The sequence below is a fragment of the Simiduia aestuariiviva genome (assembly GCF_014192475.1).
GTDB classification, from domain to species: domain Bacteria; phylum Pseudomonadota; class Gammaproteobacteria; order Pseudomonadales; family Cellvibrionaceae; genus Simiduia; species Simiduia aestuariiviva.
In genome coordinates, this window is sequence record NZ_JACHXZ010000001.1 from 1,087,366 (window position 1) to 1,105,786 (window position 18,421).

Sequence of the window (18,421 nt, forward strand, 5' to 3'; positions counted from 1 at the left end):
GTTTTAGTGCAGAGAACGTAATTTACATGCCCATTCCCCTATTGATTTGTGATGACTCCAACATGGCCCGCAAGCAGGTTACCCGTGCATTGCCGGAGGATTGGGATGTTGATATTACCTATGCGGCCAACGGCGTGGAGGGCATTGATGCCATTCGTGCGGGCAAGGCGGAAATGGTATTTTTGGATCTCACCATGCCGGAAATGGACGGTTACGAAGTGTTGGAATTGGTTAAGTCCGAACGGCACAAGGCAATAGTCATTGTCATTTCCGGTGATATTCAACCGGAAGCACGCGATCGAGTCATGGCACTGGGAGCCTTGGAGTTCATCAAAAAGCCCATTAATAAAGATAAGTTGGCGGAAGTGTTACACAGGTACGGTTTGCTATGAGCTACCCACTGCCGTTTTCGGAAACCCATCGCGATTGTTTGCAGGAAGTCGCCAATGTCGCCATGGGCGCAGCCGCTGAATCTCTCGCAGACTACGTGGGTGGTTTTGTAGAGCTACCCATTCCGGTGATTCGCTACTTGGCACCCAATCAACTGTACGAAGGGTTGATCGAGCAACATGGCGAATGCCAAGTATCGGCGGGTGTTCAAGCATTTGCAGGTGAGAATGGCGCGGCATATGCCATGGTTGTGGTGAGCGACGAAAGCCTCTTGGCCTTGGCCAAGGCTCGGCAGCTGACGTTGGATGATCTTGAGGTCGAACAAAATTTAGTGCGCGCTTTGACCGCGACCATAACGGAAACATGCCTGACGATGATGGCGGAACTAAGTGGCCGCGAGTTTACCTTTGAGCCACTATTTATCGCGGGCATGCATGAGCCACTGGCAAATTTGCACTTGGACGACTTGGTGTCTTTGGATTTTGTCACCAGTGTTGAAATTTGTTACACCCTTGAAAATAGCCCCTTTGCCTGTGACCTTTTGTTGTTATTTCCTGAAACCCTCAACCAACCCCTGTTGGATTTACTCGACCAAATTCTGGCGCAATAGTGGCCGCTAGGCAAAGGTGATGGCGTGCGCGCGTTCGGCGCCGGTCAAGTGCGGTATGTCATTGAATTCGGCCAGTGTATAGCCATGGCTGTTCTTTACGAGTCGGGTGATGCTGGCATTTTGAATGCTCAGGTTCAAATCGATGGTGGCGCTGTTATCCAAGCCTTGCAGCTGGCGCAATATTGACGCGATGACGCCGCCAGACGTTACTAACAAGGTGGTGCCCGTCACCTGTGCGACTAATCGATGCCACGCATTTGCGACCCGATGGTGAAATCCTATCCAAGTTTCTTGTTCTTGATTCAGCGCCAACTCATCCGTGGACCACGCTTGGACGGCCGCGCGCAACAGCGTGTAGAGGTCTGTTGAAGTCGGTTGGGCGGGCAGTGGATAGCTTGGGTTTGCGGAGAGGTAGGCCAAAACCACCGACTCAAAATCATATTCGTTGAAACCTGCATCCTCTCGCTGGGTGTGGATCTGCAATCGATCTATCAATGGCGCGGCGGTTTGATGTTGACGTGCCATGGCGCCGGTGTACAAATCTATGGGGCCGCCTAACCCAGCCTCAAGACAATACTCTGCCAGCCACTGTGCCTGTATTTCGCCGAGTGGGGACAATTGATCGTAGTTGTCACCGCCCAAACTGGCTTGGCCGTGGCGGATGAGAAGGATGTCGGTCATGGGTATTTTCCTGTGTGCTATAGCCATTCGTAGTGATTATTGTACCGGCTCAGCTTTATAATGCAGGCTTATAGTAACTGGGTGCCGACGATGCGATTACAGCAATTGGATCTCAACCTCTTGGTGGTGTTCGAAGCCATCTATCGCGAACGCAACCTCACGCGGGTTGCAGAGCAACTTAATATTACACAGCCTGCCGTCAGTAATGCACTGAATCGTTTGCGCGAACGTTTAAATGATCCGTTATTTGAACGGGCGCACCAACGAATGGTGCCCACGCCCGTGGCGGACGGTATGATCGAGGGCGTTCGCGAAGGGCTGGGTCAGCTTCAGCGCAGTATCGAGGCCCCCGCGCTATTTGTGCCGGCCGAAAGTCACAAGACCGTAGCCTTCGCCATGAACGATTTAGCCGAATCATTGGTGTTGGGGCCGCTGCTCAAACAAGTAAGTCACTTGGCGCCGCATATGACGGTGACCAGTTTCAACGTGTCTCGGCGCGAAGTGGTAACGGAGTTAGCCAGTGGCCGACTCGACTTTTCAGTTGACGTGCCCATCATGTCCATGGCCGATCTGTGTCACCAGCCGCTGATGCAAGAGCCCTATGTGTGCGCTATGCGCCAAGGTCACCCCGCACTGGCGGATGACTTGTCCTTGTCGGGCTACCTTGCGCTCAAGCATTTGCATGTTTCCAGCCGCCGAGCAGGACTGGGTTATGTTGATCACGCGCTCAATCTGCTGGGTAAAGTTCGCAATGTGCAGCTGCGTGTTCAGCACTATTTGGTGGCTCCAGACATCGTGCGCGAAACGGAATTAGTGTGGACCTTACCCGCGGCGCTCGCGCAGCGTTTTGGATTGGCGACGCGACCACTGCCGTTCGAATTGGCGCCCCTGCAATTGCATTTAATCTGGCACCGTCGCAGTGAGGAAAGCGGCGCCAGCCGTTGGTTACGAACGTTACTATTAGATGAAGCCGACGGCGAACTCAGGCATTATTAGCGCCTGAGGTGAGAAGCTATGAAACACTCAGCGTTGCAACTGTCGGTCTTTGGTGAAAAATTCGCGGGTCAAACCGGAGCGTCCTCGCTGATGGACGATTTGGGCGGCGCGCTCAACGACAACCCCAACATGCTATTTATGGGGGGCGGGAACCCCAGTCGAATTCCAGCCATGGAGGCACTTTTTGCTGAGCGCATGGCTAGCATGGCGCGCAACAGCGACCAGCTTTTTGGCGCACTGGGCGTGTACAAGTCACCTCAGGGCGATCGGGCATTTTTAGCCGCGTTAGCTAAAATGCTATCGAACATCTGCGGCTGGGAGCTTACTGAACGCAACCTCGCTATCTCAAATGGCAGCCAATCCGCATTTTTCGTATTGTTTAACCTCTTTGCCGGGCGCATGCCTGACGGTTCCAAGCGCCATATACAGCTGCCGCTGGCACCTGAGTATTTGGGTTATGCGGACAGCGGCCTGAGCGAGGATTTTTTTCGCAGCACTAAGCCCACCATTGAATTGTTGGAGGGCAATTTATTTAAATACCACGTGGATTTTGAGGCATTGGCATTGACCGATGCCACCGCGGCGGTGTGCGTATCGCGGCCCACCAATCCCACCGGTAATGTCATCAGCGATGATGAATTGCAACAGCTCGATCGCTTGGCGCGCGCACAAGGAGTGCCGCTGATAATCGACAACGCCTACGGTACACCTTTCCCTAATATTTTATTTACCGACGCCAAACCCTTTTGGAATGACAACACCATTTTGTTGCTCAGCTTGTCTAAGTTGGGCTTGCCCGGTGTGCGCACGGGAATCGTGGTAGCGAATGAATCGGTGATTCGCGCTTTTAGTAATGCCAATGCGGTATTGAATCTAGCCTCGGGCAATATGGGGCCGGCTTTGGTGCAGCCGTGGATTGAGTCGGGCGAACTCATCCAACTGTGTGAGCGCCATGTGCGGCCGCATTATCGCAATAAGGTCGGCGCAGCTTTGACGCAGTGCCGCGAGGCATTAGCCGGCACCCCGTTCAGAGTACATCGCCCGGAGGGCGCGCTGTTTTTGTGGCTCTGGTTTCCGGATCTACCCATTACTAGCGACGAGTTGTATAGGCGCTTGAAAAAGCGCGGCGTGCTGGTGGTGTCGGGCCACCACTTTTTCCCCGGCCTAACGGAACCTTGGGCGCACCAACACGAATGCATTCGCGTCAATTACGGCCAAGATGCCGATACCGTGCGCCGCGGTTTCGCAATTATTGGCGACGAGGTGGCGCGTGCTTATAGCCATGGCTAATACAGTGACCACGTCCATACCAACCCTATTCAGGACAGTCGGCAGCGCCGATTTTCCACCGATTTTTTTAACCTTTGGAATTACTATTTATGAATATTGTCATCGTAGGCGGTGGCGCGGGTGGGCTCGAATTAGCCACTCGCCTTGGCCGCAAATTGGGTCGCCCTGAGCGCGCTAAAGTCACTTTGGTGGATAAAAACGCCACTCACATCTGGAAGCCTTTGTTACATGAAGTGGCCACCGGCGCGCTGGATGCAGGCATCGATGCCGTGAGTTATCGAGCCCATGCGCGCCGCCATGGGTTTCATTTTCAACAGGGTTCATTAGCGGGCCTTGATCGTGCCGCGCGCACCATTCGACTGGCGGCCATTGAGGATGATCAAGGCCGTGCAGTAGTGGGAGAGCGGACGATCGATTACGACTATTTGGTCTTGGCGTTGGGCTCGTCCACGAACGATTTTGGCACGCCGGGCGTTAGTCAACACTGCATTTTCTTAGATGCACCGGCGCAAGCGGAACGCTTCCACCAGCGCATGCTCAATGGGTTTGTACGGTTAGACGCCAGTCGCGATGCGTCAACGCTTCGCATCGCCATTGTCGGCGCAGGTGCGACGGGGGTAGAGCTTTCGGCGGAACTTCACAATGCCGCTCAGTGGCTCTCCGTTTACGGGCTACCCAACATCAGTCGCGACCGCTTACAAGTGACTCTGGTAGAGGCGGGGCCACGCATTTTGCCGGCACTGCCCGAGCGACTGTCTGGCAAAGCCCACGCTGAATTGGTCAAGCTTGGCGTTGAGGTGTTGGTGAATACCCGCGTTGCTGCAGCAGAAATCAATGGCCTGCGCACTACTGAGGATAGGCTGTTGGAAGCCGATTTGATGGTTTGGGCTGCCGGTATTAAAGCGCCAGACTTTCTGGCCAATTTTGCGGGGCTGGAGACAAATCGCATCAATCAATTGGTGGTGCGGCCCACGTTGCAAACCACGGAGGACTACCGCATTTTTGCCTTGGGTGATTGCGCCGCCTGCGTCATGGCCGACGGGCGCAACGTGCCGCCAAGGGCGCAGTCGGCCCATCAAATGGCGGATTGTATCTACGACAACCTATTGGCCATTTATCGCAGCCGCCCACTGAAACCGTTTATCTATAAGGATCACGGCTCGCTGGTTTCGCTGAGCCGTTACTCCACAGTGGGCAGTCTAATGGGCAATCTAACGCGGGGCAGTATGATGATCGAGGGGCGCTTGGCTCGGATGGTGTACATCTCCTTGTACCGCATGCATCAGGTGGCACTGCACGGTTGGTTGCGCACGGGATTGTTAGCACTTAGTGAAAAGATTGGACGAGTGGTGCGGCCGCGGCTCAAATTGCACTGATTTCCTTCAAGCATGGCAGGCTTTGCTATTCTGATAGCTGCCTGTCCATGCCGAGGAGATGTTGTGTGCTTAAGTTTGTTATGTATGTCAGCGATGCCTGTCCAAAGATGCTCGATGATCAAGAGCAAATGATCAGTGACTTGATCGATATTGAGCGCACGGCGAAACACCGCAATAGCGCGTTAAACATCACCGGGGTGTTGTTGGTCGACAATGGCCACTTTATTCAGTTATTGGAGGGCTATGAAGCGGAAGTGGATGAGTTGTTGGCGTCTATTAAAAATGACAGCCGCCATAGCAATGTCTGTGTGCTGATGGATGAGGAAGTCAGCGCTCGATCCTTCGGCGATTGGAATATGGATATCTTTACGCTCGACATTCAACCAGAACTGAAAAGCAGTGATCTACATCGATTTCGCGATTGCTATCTGGCCAATGAAAAGCCCAACGCCCGCGAAGTGGCAACTTGGGTGAGACGGTTAATTACCCACCCAGAAATTCGCTTTCAAGGGGCAGCCGCCTGCTAGCGCCAACGCTCCCACGCATTCATCACTCGCTCTGGATACCAGTAGCGTCCGTAAGAACCGTTATAGCGAGCGAGTGCGTCGGCCCAATGGCCGTCTGAGCGCTTGAGATAGTGTTTGAGAATGGTGCACCCATAGCGCAGGTTAGTTTGCATATCGATGAGATTGTCTTCTGGCCGGCCGATTTCGTGTTTCCAGAAAGGCATAATTTGCATCATGCCCTGCGCACCTACGCGAGATACCGCAAAGCGGTCAAATGCACTTTCCACTTCGATCACGGCTAACACGATTTCCGGTTGCAATCCGGCCCGCGTTGCTTCGCTATGCACGGCGCGAAGTATTTTTAATCGCTTCTCAGGTTCGTCGACAAAGCGTTGCAAGCGGCTAGATTGAAGCATCAGCCAGGCTTCTGCATCGAAGCGGTCGGTGAAACTGTCGGCCGCCTGCACCGCATTGAGCAGTAGCTGGCGCAGCTCGTCGTCCACGTCGCTGGGCTTGGACTGGCCTAGTGCCAGCCCTGGCAGTAACACCAGGGCCAGTAACCAAGTTGCGATGTACGCTTTAGCCATGGAGCTCCGCCTATTAGTGCGCCAGTGCGCCCTGTAAATGGGTGATCGCTCCCGCCAGTGGCAGCTGCCGGCTTTCGCTGTCGCGTCGGCCTTTGTACTCAACTTCGCCATTTTCTAAGCCGCGGTCACCCACCACGATGCGGTGGGGAATACCCATCAACTCGGTGTTGGCCAGCATCACACCCAAACGGGCCTTATCTTCGTCCATGAACAGTACATCGATGCCCGCGTTGAGCAAGTCGGCGTAGAGCTGCTCGCAGGCGAGGCGCACGGCGTCGGATTTATTGATGTTAATGGGGATGATGGCCACCTGAAAGGGGGCTATCGCATTCGGCCAAATGATGCCGTTGTCGTCGTGATTCTGTTCAATAGCCGCGGCCACAACGCGCGTCACGCCTATGCCGTAGCAGCCCATGGTCATCACCTCTGCTTTGCCATTTTCATTCAAGACGCTGGCATTTAGGGCTTTTGAGTACTTGGTACCCAATTGGAATATGTGGCCCACTTCAATGCCGCGTTTAATGCCTAGGCTACCTTTGCCATCGGGGCTGGGGTCGCCGGCGACGACATTGCGGATATCTTCCGTGCGGCTAAGGCTTGCATCGCGCTCCCAATTGACGCCAGTGAGGTGGAAGCCATCTTCGTTGGCGCCACAAACGAAGTCTGCCAGCTGGGCGGCGCTGCGGTCCACAATAGTAAGAATGGGAAGGTTAACTGGCCCCAAAGACCCCACGCCTGCGCCCAATTCGGATTTGATCCGGTCCTCGGGTGCAAAGGTCAGAGGGCTGCTAACGCCCGCCAATTTTTCTGCTTTTATTTCGTTCAAATCGTGGTCACCGCGAATCACTAGCGCGACAAGCGGCTGGGTTTGATCTTGCTCTTCAGCTTCCCCTAAAACAATCAGCGTCTTGACGGTGTTGTTGGCGGTCACTGCCAGTTGTGCGCAGACCTCTTCAATGGTGTGTGCGCTGGGGGTGGCCACCTTCGTCATGGACTGGCTCGGCTGTGCGCGCTCACTGGTGGGCGCTAACGCCTCTGCCTTCTCGATATTCGCCGCGTAGTCAGAGCCATCACTAAAAACGATGGCGTCTTCACCGCTGGCAGCTAATACGTGAAATTCATGGGAAAACGCGCCACCGATAGAGCCGGTATCGGCCAATACGGGGCGGTACTCCAGGCCAATGCGGTCAAAGATATTGCAGTAGGCTTGATGCATCACTTGATAGGTGGCTTGCAGGCATTCTTCGCTGGCGTGGAAAGAATAGGCATCTTTCATGATGAACTCGCGCGAGCGCATAACACCGAAACGGGGCCGGATTTCATCGCGAAACTTGGTTTGAATCTGGTAATAGGTGGCAGGTAGCTGCTTGTAGGAGCTGATCTCATTGCGCACCATATCGGTGACCACTTCCTCGTGGGTTGGCCCCAGGCAGAAGGCGCGATCGTGTCGGTCTGTGATGCGTAACAGCTCTGGCCCGTATTGCTGCCAGCGGCCAGACTCCTCCCATAATTCGGCAGGCTGCACCACGGGCATGAGCATCTCCTGCGCGCCGGCGTTGTTCATCTCTTCACGCACGATGGCTTCGACTTTGCGCAAAACCCTCAATCCCAAAGGCAGCCAGGTGTAAAGGCCCGAGGCCAGCTTGCGAATCATGCCCGCCCTCAGCATCAGTTGGTGGCTGATGACTTCGGCATCGTTCGGGGTTTCTTTCAATGTGGCAATTAGAAAACGGCTGGCGCGCATGGTGCTCTCTTTAAATGGCTCGGAAAGTTCAAACGGGCTATTCTAAGGGGCGAATGCAGATGGGTACAATGAGGTTGGCTATGTTTTCCCTTCATCCACAGCTAGAGCAGGACTCAATACTGCTAGGTCATATGGATTTGTGTCAGGTGCGCTTGAGCCTAGATGCAAATTACCCTTGGTGTCTGTTGATCCCGGAGCGAGGGGCCGTGACTGAAATTCACCACCTCAGCGAAGAGGATAGGCATCAGTTGATGGATGAGTCCTGTCGATTAGCCGAGGTAATGGTGGGCCTTTTCGACCCAAAGAAGATCAATGTGGCAGCGCTGGGTAATATGGTGCCGCAGCTGCACCTACACCATGTGGCGCGCTTTGAAGGAGATGCCGCGTGGCCCGCCCCCATCTGGGGGCGGGCAGCGGCGCTTGCGTATGCACCCGAGGCGCTCGCTAAGCGGCGCGATAAGCTCATCAGCGCCTTGGTGGGCGAGGGTTTTACCCCCGCCGCTAACTAGGGCTTTAGGACGCCATCTGGGATTGCTGGTAATTCTCCAGGCCCACGCGATCAATGAGCCCCAGTTGAGTTTCCAGCCAGTCGACGTGTTCTTCTTCAGACTCCAAAATTTCTTTAAATAAATCTCGGGTAATGTAGTCCTGTACCGACTCGCAATACTTAATGCCGTCTTTTAAGTCTGGAATGGCCTTCAGCTCCAATTTAAGGTCGCAGCTCAGCATTTCCTTGACGTTTTCACCAATCAATAATTTGCCTAGGTCTTGCAGGTTGGGAATGCCCTCTAGAAACAAAATGCGCTCGATCAATTGATCGGCGTGCTTCATTTCATCGATGGACTCGTGATATTCCTTCTCGCCGAGCTCCGCTAACCCCCAGTCTTTGTACATGCGCGCATGCAAAAAATACTGATTGATGGCAATGAGTTCGTTTCCTAGGACTTTGTTGAGGTGGGCAATAACCTGAGGATCGCCTTTCATGATGGCTCCGTTCGCTCGCAGATAAATGTGCGGCAAGTGTGTGCCCGAGGCGAAACAGTGTCAAGAAAAACAGCGGTAAGTGATTGAATTAAATAGATTAAATGAATTTTTGTTAATAAGTAAAAAGCGAATGCAAGCGATTCGCAATCCGGCGCTATGCAGCCGTGTAGAACAGGGCCTCTGAGCAGGAAGTGTGCATCTGCAGTGTTTCATCGATAATTTCTTGTGCCAATACACCGCATTTACCGCACTGGCTGGCCACGCCCAAGGCTTTGCGAACCTGGCGCAAATTGGTTGCGCCCTCAGCGACAGCGTCGGTTATTTGGGAGTCGGTGATGCCTTTACAAATGCAGACGTACATGGTGCTTCCACTAATGCGTTGTTGATAGGCAAGAAGTTTACATTAATGAGAATCATTGTCAATACTTTATGGGAATTGTTCTTATTTATAACTAATTTGCGGTAACCCATTGAAACTGATGCTATCGGTGCCATATACAGATTCAATGACACTGCCGCGGTGGTGCGGGTAACATAGCCGCCTTTCTTCGCGCAGCCAGTTGTGCTTGCGCCCATTGCGGTGATACGGGCGATCGCCGCTCAGCAAATTATTTGTAAGACTCAAACTTAATCAGTAACAAGGAGAATATCATGGGTGTTTTAGTAGGTAAGCAGGCGCCAGACTTCACTGCAGCTGCCGTATTGGCTTCGGGCGAAATCGTTGAGGATTACAACCTGTCCGCTGCCATTAAGGGCAAAAAGGCGGTCATCTTTTTCTATCCACTGGATTTCACCTTTGTTTGCCCATCTGAGCTGTTGGCTTTTGACCATCGCATCGAAGAGTTTAAGAAGCGCAACGTAGAAGTAATCGGTGTTTCTATCGATTCACACTTTAGCCACAACGCATGGCGCAACACACCCGTTGACCAAGGCGGCATTGGCCCCGTGCGCTACACCTTGGTAGCCGATATTCAGCACAGCATCTGTAAGGATTACGACGTTGAATCTGAAGGTGGCGTGGCATTCCGCGGCTCTTTCCTGATTGATGAGGACGGTTTAGTGCGTCATCAGGTAATCAATGACTTACCACTTGGCCGCAATGTTGACGAAATGTTGCGTATGGTTGATGCCTTGGCATTCCATCAAGAGCACGGCGAAGTCTGCCCAGCGGGTTGGAAAGATGGCGACAAGGGTATGACGGCTTCACCCGAGGGTGTGGCTGCTTACTTGAAAGAGAACGCTGACAAGCTATAACGTTGGTGCTTTAAAAAAGCCGCGCAATGCGCGGCTTTTTTGTGCCTGAATAAAAGGCCGGCGCATTATAGGAAGGCACTGTGACATTATCCCAAATTGCTAAGACGGGTTTTTCATACATAGTTCTATTTAATATTCTGCATAGTGATTAAAAACCAGAAGAATTTTATAAAGTTAGTACTTCCTTCACGCCTTTTTTAAATTCAACCTGTCTAAGCTGACAGAAGTTTCCACACCCTAGCGAACAATGGCTGTGGGCAGTGAATTCGCCTCAGTAAAATATGACATCTCTTTGTATTGACATATATAACCTATTGTTTTCTATAAGTATTTTTTGGTGTGGTTAATTTTTGGACAATTTGTAGAGGTGCCCCGTCGAATGGGCAATTGCGCCCGTTTCTCAGATATCATGCACAGACTTATCCACAGAAATTGTGGATTAATGCAGTTGTGCACAGGGCGTCAATGGAGATCTCGAAGTTTTTAGCACAAATGTTCATATTAATAGGGAAACGAGGTGAAAAATTCGACGGCGTTGGGGATTCGACTGCCTATACTGGATGAAGCGCCGCCAGAATGCGGCACCCGGTCACTGACACAAGATTGATTAGACCCTCAGATTTTAAGGAGTAAGACGTGGAGGCAGATCGCCGCAGGTATGCACGCCAAGCCACATCCATTCGCGTAGAAATGACGCACCCCGCTTTCGGCACTTTGGTGGGATATACCCGAGATATTTCAGATGGCGGCGCATCGGTGCAGCTGGAAACCGAGCTGTTGCCGCCCAAGGGAACATTAGTGCACGTGGTATTTCGCAAAATTGCCGGCCAGGTCAATCAAGAACCCGTACCCATGAAAATTATGCATCAGCATAAAACCACCGTTGGCTTGATGTTCTGCTTGCAGGACTAGGTCAGCCTTTAGCGGCTGGGCTACCTTGGCTGGCGATTTTGGCTAGCGATCTTTACTTAACTAGTGACAATGGGCCGGTAGCCACAACTTCAAATCCCCGTCAGTGGCCAGTTGCCTCAAATCGCCACACTGCAGCGCGCTATTGTCTCGCACATCCAAATAAGTCAGCTTTAGCCAATTGAGTGCTTCAGGCAGTGCTTTGAGCTGATTGTTGCGCAGGTCCACCTGGGTAAGCTTGGCGAGTTTGGTCAATTCGGGCACCTGCCGCAGGTTGTTGTCCGCCAAATTTAACGTGGTTATGCCCGCAAAAATCTCTATTCCGGCCAGTGTTTGGATACCCGCATTGGTGCAATTTAGCCGCGTAAGGCGGCTGGCCTCAGTCACTCGCTGGTCCTCAATAGTTTGGTCGAGGCAGCGCTGCAAATTTTTATCGACCACAGTAAAGTCCATAAACAGGGGCGCAGGGGCGTAAACCGTCCGCTCGTTGACAGTTACCTCGTAGCCAGAGCAGGCTGAAATTAGCAGCAGGCTTAGCAAAATTATTGCCTTCAGCGAAGGTCTGGGGTGTGGGTGTTGCATGCTTCTGTCTCCGGCCCGCATGTTCCTAGCAGCTTAGTTTAGGTGGGCCGGCAGCATAGTGCTGAATGGCATTTGGAGCCATAGTTGCATTACATTATTTTGCGACTGAGCCGGCACTTTCTCCCTTATAAGGTTTGTCTGGGCAGGGTATACTCCAGCACGATTATCCACCTAGCGCCCCATGCGGGGTGTGTAGAATTACTTTGAGGAGTTGTCATGCGTAAATTAGTGGTAGTTTTTGCGGCATTGGCGCTGGCTGCGTGCCAAACCATGGATCCCTATACCGGTGAGCAAAAGACCAGCAATGCGACTACAGGTGCAGCAGTGGGCGCTGTGGCGGGTGCGGTTCTGGGCGCGGCGACGGCCAAGAAGGGCGCTGATCGAGGCAAAGCTGCCGCACGCGGAGCTGCGGTTGGCGGTATCGCGGGTGCCGGTGTGGGTTATTACATGGATCAGCAAGAGGCTGCCCTGCGCGCAGAGCTTGAGGGCACCGGTGTGCGTGTTCGACGCGATGGCGACAAACTTTATTTGATCATGCCCGGCAACATTACGTTTGCAACTGGCCGCTATGAAATCCGCGGTGACTTTTACCCCACTCTCAATAGCGTGGCCAAGGTCTTAAAGAAATTTGACGAAACCGCTATCAAAGTCGCGGGACACACCGACTCGGTGGGCAGTGACAGCAGCAACCAAATTCTCAGTGAACGCCGTGCCCAGAGCGTTGCGCAATACCTGCGTGGGCAGCAAATTGTGGCGGGCCGGATTCAAGCGGTGGGCTACGGCGAGCGCTACCCCATTGCTGACAATGGCAGTGACATGGGCCGCGAGCAAAATCGTCGGGTAGAGCTCGAATTGATACCTATGCAGTAAGGGTAGTGAATTAGAAAATAATAACGAAGGTGATGTGGATGTATAAGCAACTGTTGGCGGGTTTGGCGTGTTCATTGATGGCGGTAGCCGGCTCCGCCGGGGAGCCCGCACCGCAGGTGTTGGGTGATATTGTCCAACGCAATTTCTTATACAGTGTGGGGTTGTCTGAACCCGGTACGCTCGGAGTTGCCCACGTGCGTTATCAAGTGGTGATTCAAGATGCCTGGCACTCCACCATAGTGCCAGGTGACGCGCTGCAGGTAGTTACCTCTGGTGGCTGCTTGTCGCTGCTGCAGCCTGGGCAGCGCTATTTGCTGACATTGACTCCGGCAGCGAGCGACGCCAAGGCCGCAGGAGTTGCTTGGGCGGCAAGTTGTGAAACACCTACCGAGGCGCAAGCGCAAGCGGATATCGAGCGTTTAAATCAGGCGCGTCGCTTGCAGGCGAGTACCTTCTAAACGTTTTGATTGGATAAAACTTAGACGCAGTTTGTCTTCGAAAAAGCCCGTCCAACTGGATGGGCTTTTTTGTTTGTGTGTTGCTTTAATATTTAGGTGATTGACTAGCGAAAATTGGTGCTATTGCACCCATATCTCCACGCGCTGATTGCGCGGGTTGTCGGCGCTTGCGATCGGCATCACAGCGCCAAATCCGGCCACCGGAGCAGTGTGAATACCCAGTGCGTACAGCGCCGCCTTAACCCGGCTCGCACGCAGTTTGGATAGGACTCTGGCGCGGCTTTCGGTATTTTTCGCATCGCCAAAGCCAATGAGCAGCGGTGTTTTTCCGCTAAAATCTGCGTGTGACATGACGCTGGCCAGACGCAAAATATCTTGCTGCGCTTTGTTGTCTAACTCTGCGCTGCCCGCTTTAAAGCGAATGTTTACCGACAGTCGCTGTGCGTTTGATACCAGTGCTAAGTAATCTTTGTTGTCGACGCCAGCCAGATCTGGCGCAACAATTTTAGGGTGTTGCGAGACATAGCCAACCGCTTGCACGCGCGCCTGACCCTGCGCGCTTTGCATAAACGCAATAAATTCCTTCAGCAGCGGGTTCGCTTCGGTGAGGTCGCGATAGATAAACAGGCGCCGAGACAGTGCGTAGTCTTCCGTTGCCACACGGGCTATGGATGGCGCTAAGGGTTCAGTACCTTGGTCATAGAGTGCTAGCGCTTTGGCTTGATTGATGGAGGCCAGTCCAACAAAGCCAATGGCGCCGCGCGAAGCTGTGACAGCCTCCGACAATTGATCGTTGGATTCAAAGCGTGCCGCCGTTGTCGCTAACGTGGCCCGTTTAGCCAATACCAAATGGTTAAAGGTATCCCAGGTGCCAGAATTTTCGTCGCGCGCAAATAGCGTGATGGGTTCATCGAGACCGCCGACGGCTTTCCAATTGCTAATGCGACCGGCAAAAATGTTGGCAATCTGCGCAATGGATAACGCCTGCACAGGATTGTTTGGGTGCACGATGATGGCGAGCCCGTCGATTGCGATAATTTTTTCTGCGTCAAAACTGTTCATGTCCCCCAGATGGGCCAAACTGGCTGCCTCCTTGGCTTTAATCGGACGCGATGCCATGGCGAGTTGTGCGCTACCCTCTAGCAGCCCCACGAAACCTGTAGCTGAACCGTGAGCGGCGATATCGATTGCTATGGGGGGTGTTGTGAGGTCGTTTGAAACGTAGCCTTGGACCCTTATTTCATTCGCAGAGGGGAGGGGCAAGCGAGTGACCTTGATGAGCCCCTTCGCTCGCAAAAAGTCTTCCGCAAGCGCGGGCATTAATGTAGCGCCCACGGTATTGGAGCCTTTTATGGTAAATAAAACTCCCTGTGTATCGGCGGTAAACGGTGGCAGTGTCGTGGCATGGCAAACAACGGGCAGTGCTAGTAGCGCCAGTTTGCGGGACCAGCATTTAACGATGCGTATTAAATGGGTCATTGAGACATCCTCGGCATGTGAATAAACGGTACCGACACGGCATAGTGCCGATAGGGCGCGGCAAATCTATGACAGTGATGTGACAATTGTGTGACGCAGAAAGATAAGTGACTGAGCTTGAGGCTTATGCGGGCTCATTAGTCCTATGGGAGTGTCCAGCGTGGCGCTGAACACACAGTCTTAGAACCTGTAGAATCGCACGGGCAAATTCCAGTAAAACGAAATGAGGTAATTCTCGATGGCAAAATCATTGGGTGTTGGCGGCGCGACACCAGAGCAAGCTCTGGCACAGTTGTCCGTTATGAACGCAGACATTGCACCGCTCGCGCAGTCCGAGTTTGAGCAGCGTGTAGCGCGCGCCTGCCAATCGATGACTGAGCTAGGCATTGATGCCATCTACCTCAATGCGGGTACCAACCTCTATTATTTTACCGGCATGCGTTGGTACCCCAGTGAACGCATGGTTGGCGCTCTATTGATGGCCTCCGGCGAATTGCATTTCATTGGGCCGGCCTTTGAAGAAAGTACCCTGCGCCAATACATGTTGCTAGCGGGTCAATTTCACGGCTGGCAAGAGCACGAAAGTCCCTACGCCCTGTGCGCACAGTTGCTGGCAGATAAGGGCCTGTCCTCGGGCGTCATCGGGCTAGATGAAGCAGCCCCCTTTTTTATCACCCATGGACTCCAGCAAGCAGCTGCCGGCGCGCGCTGGGTCAATGCCGATGTCATCAGTGCGGCCTGTCGCCAAATTAAGTCCAGTGCTGAACTCGCGTTAATGCAGCGCGCAAAAGATATGACCCTGGCGGTTCACAAAGCCGTGGCCTCCATACTTCGGCCCGGTATTAGCACCCTCGAGGTGGAGCGCTTCATCGATCAGGCGCACCGAGCCGTGGGCGCCTCGGGTTCGTCGTTTTGTATTGTATTGTTTGGCGTTGCCAGTAGTTTTCCCCACGGCGTCAAAGAGCCGCAAATATTGCAGGACAATGATTGGGTGCTCATCGACACGGGCTGTCGCCTGCAGGGCTACAACAGCGATATTACCCGCAGCTACGCCTACGGGGAGATCAATGAGCGCCAGCGACAGGCCTTTAATGCAGAGCGCGATGCTCAACTGGCGGCTTTCAATGCTGCGCAAATAGGCGCGCCCTGTGGTGCGCCGGACGACGCCGCACGGCGCGTGTTAGCAGAACATGGCTTTAGCGGTGATTACTCTCTGCCGGGGCTGCCCCATCGAACTGGCCACGGCTGTGGGCTGGATATTCATGAGTGGCCCTATTTGGTAAAGGGCGATACCACGCCGCTAGCGTCTGGCATGGTGTTTTCCAATGAGCCGATGTTGGTGTTACCGGGCGAGTTTGGCGTGCGGCTAGAGGATCATTTTTATATGACGGAAGATGGCCCGCGTTGGTTTACCCAGCCCTCGCCATCCCTTGAAAACCCGTTCGGATTGTAAGGCTGGCGCCGGATCGTGGTTGACCAATTGAATTGTCCCATCATCTACACCGACGCTGTGCTGGCGGAGCACGCAGCGCACTTGGCGCAGCGTCTGGGTCAGCCCTGTCTCGGCCATAAAAATGCGTCGGATTTAGAGACACCGCCCTATGTTTTACAGTGCACAGAGATGGGGTTGCAGCTACAGCAAACAGGGGCGCGGGCCCATGGCCCGGTGTGGGTAGATTTTAACGGTGGGGGTGCCGACCACCGGCGCCAATATGGCGGTGGGCGCGGCCAGATGATCGCCAAAGCGGTGGGCTTAAAAGCCGGTGTTTGCCCGCTGGTGTTTGATGCGACGGCGGGCTTGGGTGGTGATGCCTTCGTGTTGGCAAGTTTGGGGGCGAGAGTCCTGTTGCAGGAGCGAAACCCGATTGTGCATGCGCTGTTGGCCGATGGGCTGGACCGCTTGGGTGCTGATCGTCGCGCAGAATTGCTGGCTGTGGCTGCACGTATGCGCCTATTGCCACAGGGCGCAGACTCCACCCAACGCATGCCCGCGGCGGATGTGGTTTACTTAGACCCCATGTTTCCTGCGCGTCAGAAGCAGGCTGCCGTCAAAAAGGAAATGACCGCATTTCACACGCTCGTGGGCGAGGACGATGATCAGGACGCACTGCTGTCATTGGCGCTCGCGCAAGCCCGCTACCGCGTAGTGGTCAAGCGACCACGCAAAGCGCCCTGTCTGGCGGGGCGAGAGCCCGCGCTGACACTGGAGGGAAAGTCCAGTCGCTTTGATATCTACCCCTTGAAAAAGATGCCCGATGGATTAAAAAGCGAGTGGTTAGCGTGAATGGTTGCGGTCGTCGGGGCGAAAGAAGTGCCACAAGCGGCTGATCAACATGCGCAGGTGCGCCCCCATGGCCATAATGAACCCCAGCCCCGCCAGCAACAGCCCGGCCAGTGTGAAAGCCTCCTGCCTCAGCGACGGATCGATCAGTTGCTGCGCCATGTAGACCAAGACCATGCCAACAAAAAACACCATGGCGCCCAGTTTGAATTGGGCAAACGCCTGACTCAAGGGGGCTTGATAGTGGCGTTTGAGTAGGTCGAGAAACAGCTGAAGTTTGCTCATGATTGCAGTTTAGCAGCCCACAGTGCCCGCCGTTGTGATCCATTGTGTCTCATGGTTCGTAAACCCACCCAACGGCAAGGTTGTGCTGACCGCTCCATCGGTAGGTGCGCCATTGCCGAGATTATGGGTAGTTAACGGTGACATAGCAAAGAGGCAACACATGGCACAGGGCAAAATATATACATTGGGCATTAGCGCCTGTCTGCTCGGCGAAAAAGTGCGCTTTAACGCCGGTCACAAACGCAGTGCTTTTTGTGCAGAAACACTGGCAACCCAGGCTGAACTGATACCTGTGTGCCCCGAGGTTGCCATTGGTTTGCCCGTGCCTCGCAAAGCCATCCGGCTGATGCACGACGGCGACGACTTGCGCGTGGTGCCCAGTAAAGGCGAGGCCGGTGATGTGGACTATGGTCCCGCCTTGCGCGATGTAGGTAAAGCGTTCATGGCTCGCCATCCCAACTTGGACGGTTTCGTTTTTATGAATGACTCCCCCAGTTGTGGCCCGGCCCATGTTAAAACCTATCGAGCCAATGGCTATCAGGCAGGTCGCGACGGTGTTGGTTTTTTCGCCCGAGCGGTGCAAGAAATAAATCCACTGCTGCCAGTGGAGGATGCAGGACGGTTGAACGATCCTGCGATCCGTGAAAATTTCATGGTGCGTATTGGTGTTTATCGCGACTGGCGACAGCTCAACCGCGCGCCATTAACCGCCGGGTCATTGATTAAATTTTACAGCCCTTACAAGTATCTATTGATGGCCCATTCGCAGGTGGCCTACAAACAAGTTGGGCGCCTGTTAGCCAATCACGAGCAGCGTCCAGTGGAGGATGTGGCACAGGACTTCATTGAGGCCTTGATGGCGGGGCTTAAGGTGTTGGCCGACCGCAAGGGCCACGCAAATGTATTGATGCATCTACTGGGGTATTTTAAGAAGCATTTGGACAGCGATGATCGCCAAGAGGTGCTCGCGGTGATTCACAATTATCGCAAAGGAATCATTCCGTTAGTCACACCTGTGACCTTGTTTCAGCATCATCTGCGGCGTGCGCCCAATGCTTATTTGCAGGCGCAGAAATACTGGCAGCCCCACGCCCCCGAGTTGGGCTTGAGAAGTGCAATTTGATGGCGCCTAATCGCCC

At 53.7% G+C, this 18,421-nt stretch carries 22 protein-coding genes; 14 read left to right on the plus strand and 8 right to left on the minus strand.

The window, feature by feature from the left end:
- Positions 1-26 precede the first annotated feature (26 nt).
- Positions 27-392: a response regulator gene (locus FHS30_RS04820; protein ID WP_183908847.1), complete on the plus strand. Its 366-nt coding sequence runs from the start codon at positions 27-29 to the stop codon at positions 390-392.
- Complete coding sequence (locus tag FHS30_RS04825) at positions 389-1,000, plus strand: hypothetical protein (RefSeq protein WP_183908849.1); 612 nt, start codon at positions 389-391, stop codon at positions 998-1,000. The genes FHS30_RS04820 and FHS30_RS04825 overlap by 4 nt, the downstream gene beginning before the upstream one ends.
- Positions 1,001-1,006: 6 nt before the next feature.
- On the opposite strand, the gene FHS30_RS04830 is transcribed toward FHS30_RS04825, so the two are convergent.
- A complete protein-coding gene (locus tag FHS30_RS04830) occupies positions 1,007-1,681 on the minus strand; it encodes a histidine phosphatase family protein (protein ID WP_183908851.1) in 675 nt (224 codons plus the stop codon).
- A gap of 90 nt (positions 1,682-1,771) precedes the next feature.
- On the opposite strand from FHS30_RS04830, the gene FHS30_RS04835 reads away from it, so the two are divergent.
- The 4 genes from FHS30_RS04835 to FHS30_RS04850 all read left to right on the plus strand — a co-directional run bounded on the left by FHS30_RS04835 (position 1,772) and on the right by FHS30_RS04850 (position 5,870).
- Complete coding sequence (locus tag FHS30_RS04835; RefSeq protein ID WP_183908853.1) at positions 1,772-2,677, plus strand: LysR family transcriptional regulator; 906 nt, start codon at positions 1,772-1,774, stop codon at positions 2,675-2,677.
- Between the two features lie 18 nt (positions 2,678-2,695).
- Entirely contained in the window at positions 2,696-3,967 is a 1,272-nt protein-coding gene (locus tag FHS30_RS04840) for a valine--pyruvate transaminase (protein ID WP_246341127.1), read from the plus strand.
- Positions 3,968-4,056: 89 nt separating this feature from the next.
- Positions 4,057-5,343: an NAD(P)/FAD-dependent oxidoreductase gene (locus tag FHS30_RS04845; RefSeq protein WP_183908855.1), complete on the plus strand. Its 1,287-nt coding sequence runs from the start codon at positions 4,057-4,059 to the stop codon at positions 5,341-5,343.
- A 65-nt stretch (positions 5,344-5,408) separates the two neighbouring features.
- Positions 5,409-5,870 (plus strand): BLUF domain-containing protein, encoded by a 462-nt coding sequence (locus FHS30_RS04850; RefSeq protein WP_183908857.1) that lies wholly within the window; start codon positions 5,409-5,411, stop codon positions 5,868-5,870.
- Here the strand turns inward: FHS30_RS04850 and FHS30_RS04855 are convergent.
- Together FHS30_RS04855 and FHS30_RS04860 are read right to left on the minus strand one after the other, a co-directional pair.
- The gene (locus FHS30_RS04855) at positions 5,867-6,436 is read right to left on the minus strand and encodes a lytic transglycosylase domain-containing protein (RefSeq protein WP_183908859.1); all 570 of its coding nucleotides are present in this window, start codon (positions 6,434-6,436) and stop codon (positions 5,867-5,869) included. The genes FHS30_RS04850 and FHS30_RS04855 overlap by 4 nt on opposite strands.
- Positions 6,437-6,449: 13 nt before the next feature.
- Entirely contained in the window at positions 6,450-8,180 is a 1,731-nt protein-coding gene (locus FHS30_RS04860; protein ID WP_183908861.1) for a proline--tRNA ligase, read from the minus strand.
- A gap of 80 nt (positions 8,181-8,260) precedes the next feature.
- Here FHS30_RS04860 and FHS30_RS04865 point away from each other — a divergent pair, with 80 nt between their 5' ends.
- Complete coding sequence (locus FHS30_RS04865; RefSeq protein WP_183908863.1) at positions 8,261-8,689, plus strand: HIT domain-containing protein; 429 nt, start codon at positions 8,261-8,263, stop codon at positions 8,687-8,689.
- Between the two features lie 4 nt (positions 8,690-8,693).
- Here the strand turns inward: FHS30_RS04865 and bfr are convergent, their stop codons facing one another.
- Positions 8,694-9,164: a bacterioferritin gene (gene bfr / locus FHS30_RS04870; RefSeq protein ID WP_183908865.1), complete on the minus strand. Its 471-nt coding sequence runs from the start codon at positions 9,162-9,164 to the stop codon at positions 8,694-8,696.
- 154 nt (positions 9,165-9,318) lie between these two features.
- Positions 9,319-9,525 (minus strand): bacterioferritin-associated ferredoxin, encoded by a 207-nt coding sequence (locus FHS30_RS04875; RefSeq protein WP_183908867.1) that lies wholly within the window; start codon positions 9,523-9,525, stop codon positions 9,319-9,321.
- A gap of 290 nt (positions 9,526-9,815) precedes the next feature.
- Between FHS30_RS04875 and FHS30_RS04880 the strand changes: the two genes are divergently transcribed.
- Positions 9,816-10,418, plus strand: coding sequence for a peroxiredoxin (locus tag FHS30_RS04880; protein WP_183908869.1), 603 nt, complete (start codon positions 9,816-9,818; stop codon positions 10,416-10,418).
- Positions 10,419-11,054: 636 nt separating this feature from the next.
- A complete protein-coding gene (locus FHS30_RS04885) occupies positions 11,055-11,330 on the plus strand; it encodes a PilZ domain-containing protein (RefSeq protein ID WP_183908871.1) in 276 nt (91 codons plus the stop codon).
- 60 nt (positions 11,331-11,390) lie between these two features.
- Here FHS30_RS04885 and FHS30_RS04890 read toward each other — a convergent pair whose 3' ends face one another.
- Entirely contained in the window at positions 11,391-11,909 is a 519-nt protein-coding gene (locus FHS30_RS04890; RefSeq protein WP_183908873.1) for a leucine-rich repeat domain-containing protein, read from the minus strand.
- 216 nt (positions 11,910-12,125) lie between these two features.
- On the opposite strand from FHS30_RS04890, the gene FHS30_RS04895 reads away from it, so the two are divergent.
- Together FHS30_RS04895 and FHS30_RS04900 are read left to right on the plus strand one after the other, a co-directional pair.
- Complete coding sequence (locus FHS30_RS04895; RefSeq protein ID WP_183908875.1) at positions 12,126-12,779, plus strand: YiaD family glycine zipper/OmpA-like lipoprotein; 654 nt, start codon at positions 12,126-12,128, stop codon at positions 12,777-12,779.
- Between the two features lie 38 nt (positions 12,780-12,817).
- Complete coding sequence (locus FHS30_RS04900) at positions 12,818-13,237, plus strand: hypothetical protein (protein ID WP_183908877.1); 420 nt, start codon at positions 12,818-12,820, stop codon at positions 13,235-13,237.
- A 120-nt stretch (positions 13,238-13,357) separates the two neighbouring features.
- Here FHS30_RS04900 and FHS30_RS04905 read toward each other — a convergent pair whose 3' ends face one another.
- A complete protein-coding gene (locus tag FHS30_RS04905; protein WP_183908879.1) occupies positions 13,358-14,716 on the minus strand; it encodes a substrate-binding domain-containing protein in 1,359 nt (452 codons plus the stop codon).
- A gap of 238 nt (positions 14,717-14,954) precedes the next feature.
- On the opposite strand from FHS30_RS04905, the gene FHS30_RS04910 reads away from it, so the two are divergent.
- A complete protein-coding gene (locus tag FHS30_RS04910) occupies positions 14,955-16,169 on the plus strand; it encodes a M24 family metallopeptidase (RefSeq protein ID WP_183908881.1) in 1,215 nt (404 codons plus the stop codon).
- Between the two features lie 15 nt (positions 16,170-16,184).
- The gene (locus tag FHS30_RS04915) at positions 16,185-17,000 is read left to right on the plus strand and encodes a class I SAM-dependent methyltransferase (RefSeq protein ID WP_343048919.1); all 816 of its coding nucleotides are present in this window, start codon (positions 16,185-16,187) and stop codon (positions 16,998-17,000) included.
- Here the strand turns inward: FHS30_RS04915 and FHS30_RS04920 are convergent.
- The gene (locus FHS30_RS04920; protein WP_246341128.1) at positions 16,992-17,282 is read right to left on the minus strand and encodes a hypothetical protein; all 291 of its coding nucleotides are present in this window, start codon (positions 17,280-17,282) and stop codon (positions 16,992-16,994) included. The genes FHS30_RS04915 and FHS30_RS04920 overlap by 9 nt on opposite strands.
- A gap of 160 nt (positions 17,283-17,442) precedes the next feature.
- Between FHS30_RS04920 and FHS30_RS04925 the strand changes: the two genes are divergently transcribed.
- Entirely contained in the window at positions 17,443-18,405 is a 963-nt protein-coding gene (locus FHS30_RS04925; RefSeq protein WP_183908883.1) for a YbgA family protein, read from the plus strand.
- Positions 18,406-18,421 lie beyond the last annotated feature (16 nt).